This is a genomic window from Shewanella phaeophyticola (assembly GCF_025398315.1).
GTDB classification, from domain to species: Bacteria; Pseudomonadota; Gammaproteobacteria; order Enterobacterales; family Shewanellaceae; genus Shewanella; species Shewanella phaeophyticola.
The window spans coordinates 1,554,010-1,567,904 of the sequence record NZ_JAODOQ010000001.1 but is presented as its reverse complement, the minus strand read 5'-3'; the positions used below and the strand labels follow the sequence as shown (position 1 = coordinate 1,567,904).

The window sequence follows — 13,895 nt, the reverse complement described above, 5'->3', positions numbered from 1 at the left end:
ATTGAATACGACGACTCAAAGGTTTTATCTCTGCTGAATCAAACCAGAGTTAAACGAATAATCTATAAAAACTGGATTTAGGCACGCATAAAGATATTCATTTACATCAAATATCTCTACACCCATGATCTCCGTCATGCAAGGAGGAATGGTCTGTGTCCTGTGCGGTTTGAAGGCAGTATTTTGAGTAAGAGTTAAGAGTCTAGAAAACTAAATGCTACCACATTAACTCAGCTAGCATTCTACAGTTTAAGTTGGCGTTACGGTATAACCAATTACAATACTTCATCTAATGGCAATAGTCATTTCCAGATCTTTAAATAACAAACATGGATGTTTTCGTAGAGCGCCCAGGGATGGGTTTACCGCGTGTCATAGAAGTGATTTCATTGAGTATCGTTGCCTAACTCCCTAGTTTTGTTTAGTTAGATAGCCTCAACCACTCTTGATCTGGTGTGGCAGCAGACCATAAAAAGTACAAACACCTGGATCCCGGCTCAAAAGCCTTACCGGGACGACGTGAGAGTTGGGGCGACGAGAAACTAGCTAACATGCTTTTGCTCGAAAACAGATGCAAAGCACTTATCTAAGCTGGCTCATGTTAGTAACCTAACATGAGCCAGCCTTGCACCTATTTACCTTCGGATAACACTAATACAAATACACCTGAAGGCTGCATGCACCGTGCGCCCCCACAACCAGTGCTTGTTCAATATCTGCCGTTTTAGATGGTCTGCCACAAACACACCTAATTCTCCTTGTGCTAAAGACACTTGATTCACAGCTTGGTGCATATTGGCCACCAGCGCCTTTTCAGGTAAGGCTAAAATCAAGTTCTCACAAATAAAAGGCGTCACCCGGTGCTGCGTTTGGCTCACCCAAATAGCACCGTTTTCAGCAACACCTAATTCCCCCGCTAAAATGGCATAATCAATATCTGCCAATTCATGAGCCGTATTAGGTACTTGACGATTACCGCTAACCCCCTCAACCAATGACAAGACTTGTAAACCTTGCGCCATTAATTCATCGACTTTGGCTTGTAATGCCGCCAAACCGCCTTGTTGATGTAACTCTCCCGCAACAGTAGCGAGGCTTGCAGCAAAGGTGTCAACTAATGGCTGTGGTGTCACCTCTATATCGATTACTGGCATCGGATGCGCGGTTAATGCTGACTGTTTTAACGCTGATAAAATACTGTTTTTGCTCGACATATTAACGACTCCGATTTTTAGCATACCAAGTGGCAAAGCTTGACTCTGGCGCAATAGGCAACTCGCGATATTTACCCCAAGCACCACTAAATGGCTTAAGTAAACTGCCAGGTAACACACGCAAAGCCAGCCTTGCCGCAGACATTGACGTATTCATCATGGCTTCATTTGCCATAAATCGACCAACCAAAGGCATATAACCGCTTTTGCCATAAGGTAAAGTCTTAGCTTCTGCTTTTAAACGACGGTGATGAGCAATTATTTTGTCTAATGGCACCTTAGTTGGGCATACATAAGTACAACTGCCACATAGGGTGCAGGCCACGGAATTGAGTTTGTGTCGTCATGCTGCGCCCCAACTGCAATACCAATTGGCCCAGGGATGGTGTAGTTATAGCTGTAACCACCAGAGCGACGATAAACCGGACAGGTGTTTAAACAACCACCACAGCGGATACACTTCAATGATTCGGCTAAAATTTTATCCTTCATCATTTCTGTGCGGCCATTATCAACAATAATCACGTGCATCTCACCGCCCTGTTGCGGACCACGGTAAAATGATGAATAGGTGGTTACCGGTTGCCCTGTCGCATTACGAGCTAAAGTACGCAGTAATACACCAGCGGCATCCATATTCGGCACCACTTTGTCGATACCCATAGAATGCAGTTGCAGTTTAGGCAAGTTCGCGCCCATATCTGCATTGCCTTCGTTGGTACACACCACAACAGCGCCTTTATCTGCAATGGCCATGTTAACGCCAGTCATTGCTGCATCAGCCGTTAAAAACTTCTCCCTTAAATGGGCGCGGGCAGCACGGGTTAAATACAATGGGTCTGATTCCCCCTTTTTAGTGCCCAATTGTTGATGAAACAACTCACCCACTTCTTGTTTTTTCATGTGGATGGCGGGCACCACAATGTGCGATGGCGGCATCTTAGCTAGCTGAATGATCCGTTCACCCAAATCGGTATCTACAACTTCAATACCGTGCTGTTCTAAAAATGGGTTCATGTGGCATTCTTCGGTAAGCATCGATTTAGATTTAACTAAACGTTTAACCTGATGCTTTGCCAATATATTCAATACAATTTGGTTATGCTCTTGGCCATCTTTGTACCAATGCACCACAATGCCATTGGCTTGGCATTGTTGTTCAAATTGCTGCAGATAATCTGTTAGGTGAGTTAAGGTATGCAGCTTAAGCTCTGAGCCAAGTTGTCTTAATTGCTCCCACTCTGGAATACTCGCCGCTGCACGGTCACGCTTTTCACGCAGTACCCATAAGGCTTTTGAGTGCCAATCGACGCGGGTTTCGTCACGGCAAAATATATCCGCTTTATGTGAATGCACCTTTGAGCCAGATGCAGAATATAATTCAGTCATGGTGTCTCCTAGAGGGCATCGTTAATGATTTGAGCAATATGGCGGGTTTCAATGGCCAATAATTGACGGCGGATCATGCCGTCTAAATGCAATAAGCAAGATGGGTCAAAACCTACAGCATATTGAGCCCCCGTTGCGGCGTGAGCCTGCGCTTTATCTTTACCCATTTTGGCCGACACAGCGCCCTCATCAACCGCAAAGGTTCCGCCAAAGCCGCAACATTCATCAATACGCGCCGGATAAACAATCTCAAGCCCTGCAATCTTGCCTAATACAGCCTCCACTTTATTAAATCGCTGTTTACCCATTTCCTCTGTTGGTGTGGCCAAGTTGAGCATACGGATACCGTGACAGCTCATTTGCAGGCTGATTTTTTTGTTTATTGGTCGTGCAAAGCCATCAATTGGCGCAATATCATGTAAAAACTCGGTCAACTCATAGAGTTTATTAATCACATCTTGAGCCTCTTGGCTGCTGTCAAACTCATGAAAGTTTTCTTTGGCTGCAACCAGGCAACTCGCAGCAGGGCAAACAATGGCGTCACATTCAACGCCTTTAAAGGCGTTAAGCAACTTAAGCGTGGTTTTTTTGGCTTCAGTAAAACAACCCGAATTGGTCATGGGTTGGCCACAACAGGTTTGCCCTTGCGGAAAAACCACTTCATGCCCCAGCTTCTCCAACACTTGCAGAGTCGCGATGGCCACTTCTGGCATCATTTGATTAACTAAACACGGAATAAATAGCGCTATTTTCATAAGATAGTATGTTCCCCAAACGCGTTAATACTCATTAACTTAGCAAACTGTTTTCGCCCAAGTTGATGGTTAACGACTTATTATCGAGTCAACAATGTATGCTTATACCCTTATAAAATGTAGTGCTTATTTAGCAAATATCGCGACAGACTTTTTCATTTTTATGGTGAATAGATCAACAACAATGACATAAATCGTGCAATTTTTAACCTCGCGTCAACGATGCCTGCGACACAATGTCGCAGATAGTGCTTTTATGATTGTGACTTTTTCATCAATTTTGCAAAATCAACTTAAGGGTAACGTCAGTGACTTCCCCCTTTTAACAATGTTGCTAAATGGATTTATTCACACTGATGTTAATCTAGCGGGTACAACGCTTTGGCATTGTTTGATTGTATTTAGGGCTGAATTTAATCTTGATTGAGAAAAACTTAATTGAAATTACAGTAACGCTTAATTGAATATAATCAACTGTCTACACAATGCTTGGTGACTATACTCAGCGTCTATCTGTTATGGGAATGGAGATAAACGCTGATTATAGGTATCGCTTTTAATCTGCATAAGATTATCGAGCCTCTATCGATTTAGAGGCTTTTTTTATGATTTTTTCTTGCCATCACAATAGCGTCAGGCTGAGGTTATTTATTTCAGTTTTACACCTAAACCCAATGACACTATCGCCCCTATTAGGGTTGTGATCACCACCGACAGTAATGAGCCAATCAATACATACTCTGTCATGCTACGGTTAGCTGATTGATTTAACTCACCAAATCTGAATATCGACTTAGCGGCTAATACAACCCCCACAGCGGCATAGCTGCCCACCAGCGTAAACGTTAGTATTAATAATCGCTCTAGGTAACCAATCAACTCGCCACCCGCAACTAAACCGCTGACATTCGTCGACTCATCTTTAGCAGGGCTAACAGAGATAACAGGCGCAGCAGCACTGTTCGTGATGGTTTGAGTATCTATGTCAGCTTGAGTATCAGCTTCTGTTTTTACTTCATTAACGTCTGCTGGGTTAACGATGGGATATTTGCTTAACACAGCACTTATCACAATGGATGTAGGCTTAAGGATCAGCAAATAAGCACACACTACTAACACGCCATTAGAGAAATGTTCATGCTGTAACACGGCATCAATCGATACCCCATCGGTGACATGAAACGCAATCGCTGCCAGTACCAACACATGCAAAGCCTGATCAATCACAAAGTAGGCTACATTATTGCCCTTGGGAGTGGTCACCTTCCATAAATCGATCACAAAATGCGTCACGGCAACAATCACAACGAGGCAAACAGTTGAACGCCAATCAATATCTAGCACCAACGCTGGCAGTATTAACCCTACGCCATGTAACAGCGAGTGTAAGTACAACTTTGACGAACGATAAGTGTGCGCTTTTTTAGCTTCAATCCAGCTGTCAGGCTGAAGATAAAAATCACAGATAATGTGGATCAATAAAAATGGAATAAGCACGCCGAAAAAATCAGTCATATTTGAGCCCCGCAACTTTGTCGACAAACCGACAATTAAGCTCATTAATCAATGGCCAACCTGATGCTTTAAGTGACTTACTGGCCGTTGCCGTCGCGATATCAAGCTTTTCTGCAAGCTCGCTAATTGATAAGTCTTCACGTGCTTGCAGCATGGGCAGCATGACTTCACATTGGCGCGCGGTTAGTTCGGTCAGTTGTTTATCAAGGTACTTAACCAACAAGTCAAAATACTCTGCCAAAGCTACGTTATCTGAGCTGAATAATAATCTGTCATGCTTAAGGCCATTAAGCCCTCGCCCAGAAAGCACAAAGGCAGTGCCCATCGACTCAGACACCGACTCACGTAACTCAGCATGTGCTGCAATAGCAAAACTAATGCGGCTATCAAAGGCTTTCCCCAGCGCTTTTATGCCAATGCGGTAGACAATGGTGTATCTCAAGGCATTTTCAATATCATGCACCACTGACTGAAATTCATCTCCGCGCTCAATACTGTGCGCATTGGCGCTATGCCCTTTACTTATCCATGTCTGGATAGATTTAATCCGTTCAAGCAGATGCTCAAATTGAGTTGATGTAAGCTTGGTTGAATCAACAACATCGCCGACAATTACCGCGATAGGCTTATAGGTAGGCTCCACATAACGCTCCTTTGTTTGCAGACTGACACTAATTTAGCCACTTTCGGCTAATAATGCAAATTTAGCCTTTTTTGGCTAATAGCGCTTAAGAACACGAGTCATATCGATAGATTTAGCCGTTAATGGCTAAACGTTAACATTTAGCCATTTTAAGCTAATCTCAATGACACTGTAGCGTCTCAGTTAACTTGAGCGAGCCCAAACAAGTGCATTGAGCGTCACGCCTGTTATACCACTATCACCTCAGCGTTATGACGAGCAGCTTAAATGCGAGCAGCCACCGACGCCAAAAAACTCAGATGCCTTAAGTCGATAGTATTTGTCTTCCATTTCTTGAGACTGCTCAGCGTATGGCTGGGTCATCACCTTCTGCAATTCACGCATCAAAGTATAATCACCCTGGCTCGCTTGTTGGTATGCCGGCACCAGTAACCATTCACGCAAGCTGTACTTAGGGTTAACCTGTTTCATCTGCTTAACGATTTCGTCACGGCTGCGAGTCAATACGCTAGTTTCATTGCTAGAGGCATCGCTATTGGCATCTTTACCAAGCAGCGACTGCCACTGTGCTAGCCACGCCACCCAACGTTGTTCCAACCCTTTTGGTGCTTGCGACAAGTCTCGATAAAAGCTTTTTGCCAGTGGACCAATATCAACAGGTAACGATGAAAGCTCACGGAAAAACAGGGTGTAATCCACTGGTGTTTGCTGCATCAATGTTTCAAGCTCATTAAATAGCGCGGCATCAAACGAGTTAAGCCCAAGCTTGCTCGCCCACATCTGCTCCATTTGGGTTTGCATCTTGGTAGAAAAATCATTAACCAATTGTTGAAGTTCATCTAAACCATCAGCTTCATTTGCTAGCAATGGACTTAATGCAGTACAAAACATCAAGTAGTTTCGCTCAGCCGCAGCGTCTTGATTTAAAAAGGCAAAGTGCTGCCCGCCGCCGATCCATGGTTGATATTGTGGGTTAAACACATCACAAAACCCAAACGGCCGTAATCCAGCGTAAAGCCACCGGCGGCGCAATTATCACTATTAAAGTTACCCTGGCAATAACCCACGCGAACCCAATTAGCCACCAATGACGTTAAACGGTTACGGAACTCACTTGCAAGCTTGAGTACTTTATCGCGCAGGCAAAGTTGCGGGTCGATAACATCAGCGTATTCACGATCAATTAAATGCAGCACCAGCTGTTCAAGCTCTGCCATCGCTTGGGGATGTTCATGTTTACGAGCTCGGCGACCAAAGAGCTCAAGCTGCCCTACCCGAATAAATGACGGCGCTACACGAGTCGAAATTGCCACGGCTTCGGTGATCATTCGGTCAGGATCTTGCTCACGCGAGCCCTCAGAGTACCAAGGCCGCTGCACCGTTTCGGTTTTAGACACATATAAACTGAGCGAGCGCGACGTGGGCACACCCAGCGCGTGCATGTGTTCTTGTGCTAAAAACTCACGCACACTCGAGCGCAATACCGCACGGCCATCGGCTCCGCGACAATATGGCGTACGACCACCGCCTTTAAGTTGCATCTCCCAACGCTTGCCATTGATAACCGCTTCAACCACCGACATCGCCCGCCCGTCGCCATAGCCATTACCGGTTCTAAATGGGCATTGTTGAATGTATTCGGTGCCGTAAATAGACAAGGCATAACCGCACGCCCACCCCACTTTACTCATTGGCTCAGGAACGTTTGACAGATCACCAGAGAATAAGCGCATAAAGTCGGCAGACTGCGCCATGCTATCGGCAAAACCCAACTCACTAAAAAAACGGCTACTGTGGGCTATGTATTCAGGATGTTCAATCGGGGTCGGTTTTACGGGGACATAATGGCCTGAAAACACTTGCCGCGGCGCATGGTCGTGGCCATTTACTGTTGCGTCAGGATCGCGGTTAAGCGTATTCATCAATGAATAGTCAACCAACTGAGCGAGATCGTCGACTGTCTCGACAGTAACGGGTGTTTGCAGGGACAGTTGATGAGTCATAGAGATACCTTGTTGTTTGAGTCGAAGGGATGTTTGTTATGGTCAAACTCCCCACGGTATGGTTTATCGTGTCGACGATGATTTGTTCGAGTTCTAGAAGCGGATCTTTTCAGCAAATATGTAGAAAGCCTGCGCTGTAATAGTTGAAAGAGCCTGAAAGAAACAAATCTATGGTAACGACAGCTTGTACTAATGAAAAGCAGACTTTGCTACAACTACAAAATTGGCATCTTGTCATAGGGATAAGGTGTTTTTTTATACTTATGTACTTATGTACTTATGTACTTATAGCCACTAACATCGTGGCGCTTCGCTGACTCCGGAGTTAGATTAAATGTTACTCTGATTCAATTGAGGTTCATTAACCGTCGTCCCGGCAACGCTTTTAAGCTGGGATCCAGGTGTTAGGTTTGTGCCTTTGTACTTATGGCCTACAAACACTAACGTCGTGGCGCTTCGCGGACTCCAGAGTTGGATTAAATGTTACGCTGATTCAGTTAAGTTTCATTAGTCGTCGTCCCGGCAATGTTTTTTAGCCGGGATCCAGGTGTTTGCTTTGTGCTTATGTACTTATGGCCTACGGCCACTAAGGTCGTGGCGCTTCGCCCACACCAGACCAAGAGGAAACCAACGTCTGTTCCCTCTTGGATCTCCCAGCCGCCACATCAAAATTATCTGAAAAGCGATAATTTCGCGACGTGGTTGAATCCAGCTTTTGACCGCGTTTCGGTGTTCTTCAGCCACCTCTTTATGGTAAAAAATGAAAATGCTAACGCTTCAGATGGGAGTCTGATGTGAATGGATTCACAAATGTCGTGGTGGCATGGATGCCAAGGAACGACCCTTCCCCTCTAAAGCTAGCTGGCTCTGATAGGCAGGATGCCTGAATGCCTTGAAGCACATGGATGTGCTAGAAAGGCCATGGCTAGCTCACGTCATTTTCTTCAACGGCCTCAATTTCGGAGTTGAATTTAGGCATTTTTAAAAAAATAAAAATTCATTTCAAAAAACATAAACTATTGTTTATTAATTACTTTCCCCTTATTCAACTAAATTCTGGTCAGGCCAAAAGGCCTGTTGCAACCCGCTCGTCGTCCCAGCAATGCTTTTGAGCCGGGATCCAGGTGTTTCTTTATACTTTTTACTTTTGTACTTATTGCCTACGGCCACTCACGTCGTGTCGCAACCTCCAGCGTTAAACTGCATCTTAACTGACTTAAAAATACCGGAAAATATCCTGTGTAAGCCATATTCCCCACCTTTATGTTGTGTGTACTGTAAACAAAAACAGTTGTAATGGTTTTTAGTGTGTTTTTAGTTAAATCAGCTAGTAAGTAAACTAAAGCTGTACGGTAAACAATTTGTTTATCTTTTAACACACTGAAATAAATGTACTTTTATTTGTTGCAGCATCTTGGGGCTACTTTTAAATTTGTCAGTAGAGTTAAATAAAACTGCTTTACATCAAGAAGATAGTAAATGTAGGATGTTAATAATCAATAAGTTAAAGGCTGACTTTAATTTTTATTTGCCCTTCAATAAGCTGTTAGGTATTCAGGATGAAGTATTTTATTTCCGGCAAAGTTCTTCCAGAAAGAGCAGCTGTTCAGTTTAGTGAAATATCAATGGACATGAAGCAACACGGGTATTTAAAAATTACCTGTGATGCTGGTCAGTTAAATGCAATATTCGATACTCCAATTAAAGATATAGTTAGTGCTAAATTAACCGTAGAGCATAATGCGCAAATGATAGTGAGCGCTTTGGGTTTCTCTTTAAACTGCGGTTACTCTGTAGAAATTATCAATGTATTTGGCTCTGACGAAAAAGATCAGGCGATTGTGTTTGGCGTTAAAGCGGACACAAAAAACGAATTTGAACAAACAAAAGTATTTAATGATTCCCTACATTTTTCTGTTAAAAACGTCTATTTTAGGATGGCTTTAAGAGATTATATGAGAGCAATCACTGACACTATGGATTGTGCTTTTTATTGTTACCGAGCACTTGAAGCAATAACTAAGTCGTATAATACAGGACAAGGTTCGCAAGGCTGGTTAGATCTGCACAAAGATCTTGGTACTAATCGTGAAGATGTGGACACTAAGATTACTAACTTTGCCAGTCCAGTGAGACATGGCCGTTGGGCAGAAGTAAAAAGTACAACCAGCAAAGAACGGATGGAAATGCTGTCTTACACGCAAAGTGTTCTATTGAAGTTTTTGGCAAAGAATACCTAACAAACGCATTAACACTCGCTGCGCTCGCAAGGGACAAAAACTCGTAGGCTCCCTGAGCTTGGCTTGGTATTGTAGCCTACGTATTTTGCCCGTTATGCGGGCGTTATAGCTATAGGTGAGCATTATGAAATATCAAAAGGCTAAGACCTCTAGAAATCGTAGCTCGGAAGAAGTTAAAGCCAAGGTCATTAAAGCACTGGAAGATAATCGCTGGGATTATAGAACCGCCGAAGGCATTTCTAAAGCTGTGAGCGTGAGAGTTGACTTGGTGAAAGGGGTGCTAAATTCTGACAAAAGAATAAGACATTCTGTTATGAAATCAAAATCTGGAAAAGATTTGTACACTTTAAAACACAGACGTTCAGTTATTAGAGATTTCTATACAGCATTCAGGGCAATGAACGCTGAAAAATTGGGGGATTCGTAGTGACCCTTAACGAGGCATTTTTTTATGGTGTTATAGGTGGTTCCTTACCTGAAGTATTAGCTCTCTATAATTTGAGGCATCTTGCTAAAGGGAAAAAGCCTGTTTGGGTTACCTCTTGGTACTACTGGATTGTCACTTTAATCATGGTTTTACTTGGCGGAGCTACAGTTGTCTTATATCAAAAAATTGGCATTAATATTAATGAATTCATGGCAGTTCACTTAGGTATCGCTACCCCATTACTAATTTCAACTGTCACAAAAGAAAAACCGAAAATAGATTAGGTGGCTATAATCGGGTAGCCAGAGGTATCTAACCTCCAGCTCCCACACCACCCTGCATGCGGCTCCGCACAGGGCGGTTCATTTACTCTTTTTAAAAAATGACCTAACTCACTTTCTGGTTAGCTAGTTATTACAATAATGAACTGCGATCCATCCATATTTTAGTGAATATAATCCTGCTTTCTTCACTATTTATTCGAGCTTGTTTATTCGAGCTTGGCATTACTCAATATGTTCTGTGTCCCAGGGCCTTTGCTTGTGATATCCAAAACTCTTCAAACCCGCCTCAATTACCCCTAAAGCGCACTAAAAAATCAACAAAACTGCATGTTAAATAATAATCTAAACACCACTAAATAATTGAATCAAAATATAAACTCAGATATTGTTTATTCATTAATCAAAATAAATTTAAAAACGAGTAATTCTACAGACTGGTTTGGCCGCAAGGCAATCATCATTGGAGGTTCACATGAAACGAGTTACTGGTATTGGAGGAATATTTTTCAAGGCAAAAGATGCGACGGTACTGCATGCTTGGTACAAGCGTCACCTCGGCATCGATGTTCAAGAATGGGGCGGTACTTCTTTTAACTGGACAGATTCGGATGGCAAACCCACTGGAGGTACCACCATTTGGTCAATTGGTTCAGATCAAGGAGAACAGTTTGCTCCAAGCAACTCTTCGTTTATGATCAATTACCGTGTAGATGACCTTCTTTCGTTAATTAAAGTACTTAAAGAAGAAGGTTGCAATGTCCTTGATAAGGTTGATGACTCCGAATACGGAAAGTTTGCATGGGTAATAGATCCAGAGGGAAACAAGGTAGAATTATGGCAACCACCTGTTGGCCAATGAATACCTGCGAGTAAATGCGAGCCTAATCGGCTAGCCGAAGGTTTCTAGCCTCCAGCCCCCACACAACCCTGCATGCGGCTCCGCACACGACTGAATGGCCAATGATGCTCCAGGCATCAACATGGCATTCCCTCCGTCCATGGCGGTTCATTTACTCTCTTTAAAGAAATGACTTAACCACTTTGTGGTTCGCTATTTATTACAATAATGAACTGCGATCCATCCATCTCTTAGTGAATATAATCCTGCTTTCTTCACTATTTACTCGAGCTTGTTTATTCGAGCTTGGTATTACTCAATATTTTTCAGTGTCCATAATCATCACTGAAAACAAGAGTCGAGCTACGCCAAGGGTCTTTACTTGTGATACCCAAAACACTTCGTGAGGTAGGCCTTTCCACAAGCAACAGCTGCTTAAAAATGGGTGTCATGGTTTTTTGTTTCGTCGTCTTGTACCCATGTTCTGCGGGGCAGCCCTTGCTAACTGATCTCTAGCCTAAGCCTCATATGATGTTCTTGTTCATCGGCTCGCATTCTTTATCATAAAAAGGCTAGCGGCTTCCTCCAGATCAAACATCGCGATTAAGCCCTTGCCATTCGCTAGTAGTTAACGTTTAATAACAGTATGTTATTCTCCAATTAATAAGAGTAACGGTGACCTTCCTACAGAGGACTTTCACCTCATTAGTTCATGCCCATGCTGGGCGTATACAAGCGCATCAAGTCGCTCGCAAGCTCACTGGGACACCAAAACTACACGGCAATTTGTTTTGGTGCTTCGCCCAAGTTTAACCAAATAGCCGCTACGTTTTGCGCCCCTTAAGCGAGCGCTAGTTTTAAAGGATACGTATGAGAAAAATGCTAATAATTGGGCTATGTTCTATTTCATTTTTAGGGACAGCGTCAGATATTTTTAAATGTAAAGATTCAAGCGGTAAAGTCACATATAGTGATATGCCTTGCTTGACTGATTCAGGCACGGAAGAGAAATTAAATAAAAGGGAGCCTCAATCTAATGATGTTTCTAATTTAGCTTCTGTTAATAAAAAAATAAAACCACTTCAAGGTTATGATTCCAAAAGCATCGAGCACTACTTAGAATCATTAAAATTTGATAAATTTAGTCAGGTTCTTTCTGGGGTTCAAAAAAGTAGTTTTCATGGAATTGATATCAAAAAATTAGTTAATGAACCTGATGTTAATTTGGAAAAAGTATTATTAACGGATGAGAGCTTAGAATATCTATTTTCTGTATCCAAAGACTATAAATTATTTTTTGTGAAGAAAGCAGTATATAACGATGATGCTAATTCACATCCTTTTTTGGATCTAAGTGATAGCAAGATTATTAGCATATTATCAAGTAGAGGCTTTGGCTCCCTGAGAATAGGTTTAATGAAGGTGATTACACCTGGAAATGGAATGTAGCAGGACTAAAGTGTGAATTTCGTTATAAAAGAAATCGATTTTCCCCTGAAAAGAGATTTCAATATGGTTGTAACAATTAACCATGCTTGATAAGTTATTTTAAAACTAGTCGGCTAGCCGGAGGTATCTAGCCTCCAGCCCCCACACAACCCTGCATGCGGCTCCGCACACGACTGAATGGCCAATGATGCTCCAAGCATCAACATGGCATTCCCGCAATCCATGGCGGTCAGATTCAGGAGGTAGAGCAACGCAGGAGCATGTTGCCGAGGGCGATTCATTTACTCTTTTTAAAAAATGACCTAACTCACTTTCTGGTTAGCTAGTTATTACAATATTGAACTGCGATCCATCCATCTTTTAGTGACTATAATCCTGCTTTCTTCACTATTTATTCGAGCTTGTTTATTCGAGCTTGGCATTACTCAATATTTTCTGTGTCCCAGAGCCTTTACTTGTGATATCCAAAACACTTCGCGGGGCAAACGCTGCCAGTTCATCCCTAACCTACGCCTCATATGATGTTCTTGTTCATCAGCCCGCATTCTTTATCATAAGAAGGCTAGCGGCTTCCTCCAGACAAAACCTTGCGATTAAGCCCTTGCCATTCGCTAGTAGTTAACGTTTAATAACAGTATGTTATTCTCTTTTAGAAAGAGTAACGGTGATCTTCCTACAGAGGACTTTCACCTCATTAGTTCATGCCCATGCTGGGCGTACACAAGAACAGCCAAAGCGACGCCTAAAAGCGGCGCTTGCTGTTAGCGTTACATGTCTTAAGGAATATCGTGGCTAGTCAAAAGAAAGTATGCGAAAAATACAAAGCCAACTTTATACCTTGTTCTGAAGCAGAGAAGCTTGGGCTTGCTATCGAGACGCTAGGCAAACTCCCAATTAATGGATTACGTCATAAATCAGAGAATGGAACGTGCGGCTGGTATATTTGGTGCGGTGAAGAAATGAGCCAAGAAACTGAATTTTTTAAACCGCTACTCGTGAGCCATATAAAAGAATACTTACCAGAAATAGAACAATATTTAGCATTACCCCCAGGGTATAGATTTTTAATAGCTGATGATTATGAGGATGTATGGCATGACTCATCGCTCACTAACATGTAACAAGTAACAAGTAACAA

9 protein-coding genes and 3 pseudogenes are annotated in these 13,895 nt (G+C 42.7%); 6 read left to right on the top strand and 6 right to left on the bottom strand.

What is annotated here, in order from left to right; all coding sequences use genetic code 11:
• Positions 1-651: 651 nt before the first annotated feature.
• From N4T56_RS07410 to N4T56_RS07385, 6 genes and pseudogenes are all read right to left on the bottom strand, one after another.
• Positions 652-1,214, bottom strand: a pseudogene (locus N4T56_RS07410) (LutC/YkgG family protein).
• A gap of 1 nt (position 1,215) precedes the next feature.
• Positions 1,216-2,603: pseudogene (locus N4T56_RS07405) on the bottom strand (lactate utilization protein B).
• Positions 2,604-2,611: 8 nt separating this feature from the next.
• Positions 2,612-3,358 carry a (Fe-S)-binding protein gene (locus N4T56_RS07400; protein ID WP_261732768.1) on the bottom strand — a complete coding sequence of 249 codons (747 nt, stop codon included), beginning with the start codon at positions 3,356-3,358 and terminating at the stop codon, positions 2,612-2,614.
• A gap of 648 nt (positions 3,359-4,006) precedes the next feature.
• Positions 4,007-4,873: a DUF3307 domain-containing protein gene (locus N4T56_RS07395; protein WP_261732767.1), complete on the bottom strand. Its 867-nt coding sequence runs from the start codon at positions 4,871-4,873 to the stop codon at positions 4,007-4,009.
• Positions 4,866-5,516: a hypothetical protein gene (locus N4T56_RS07390; protein ID WP_261732766.1), complete on the bottom strand. Its 651-nt coding sequence runs from the start codon at positions 5,514-5,516 to the stop codon at positions 4,866-4,868. The genes N4T56_RS07395 and N4T56_RS07390 overlap by 8 nt, the downstream gene beginning before the upstream one ends.
• Positions 5,517-5,765: 249 nt before the next feature.
• Positions 5,766-7,519: pseudogene (locus tag N4T56_RS07385) on the bottom strand (protein adenylyltransferase SelO).
• A 1,559-nt stretch (positions 7,520-9,078) separates the two neighbouring features.
• Here N4T56_RS07385 and N4T56_RS07380 point away from each other — a divergent pair.
• From N4T56_RS07380 to N4T56_RS07355, 6 genes are all read left to right on the top strand, one after another.
• Positions 9,079-9,759, top strand: coding sequence for a hypothetical protein (locus N4T56_RS07380; protein ID WP_261732765.1), 681 nt, complete (start codon positions 9,079-9,081; stop codon positions 9,757-9,759).
• A 124-nt stretch (positions 9,760-9,883) separates the two neighbouring features.
• Complete coding sequence (locus N4T56_RS07375; protein WP_261732764.1) at positions 9,884-10,186, top strand: hypothetical protein; 303 nt, start codon at positions 9,884-9,886, stop codon at positions 10,184-10,186.
• Positions 10,186-10,470: a hypothetical protein gene (locus N4T56_RS07370; protein ID WP_261732763.1), complete on the top strand. Its 285-nt coding sequence runs from the start codon at positions 10,186-10,188 to the stop codon at positions 10,468-10,470. Before N4T56_RS07375 ends, N4T56_RS07370 begins: the two co-directional genes overlap by 1 nt.
• 472 nt (positions 10,471-10,942) lie before the next feature.
• On the top strand, positions 10,943-11,329 hold the full coding sequence (locus N4T56_RS07365; RefSeq protein WP_261732762.1) for a VOC family protein: 387 nt from the start codon (positions 10,943-10,945) through the stop codon (positions 11,327-11,329).
• A gap of 849 nt (positions 11,330-12,178) precedes the next feature.
• Positions 12,179-12,757: a DUF4124 domain-containing protein gene (locus N4T56_RS07360; RefSeq protein ID WP_261732761.1), complete on the top strand. Its 579-nt coding sequence runs from the start codon at positions 12,179-12,181 to the stop codon at positions 12,755-12,757.
• A 788-nt stretch (positions 12,758-13,545) separates the two neighbouring features.
• Positions 13,546-13,878, top strand: a complete 333-nt coding sequence (locus tag N4T56_RS07355; RefSeq protein ID WP_261732760.1) for an immunity protein Imm33 domain-containing protein — start codon at positions 13,546-13,548, stop codon at positions 13,876-13,878.
• Positions 13,879-13,895 lie beyond the last annotated feature (17 nt).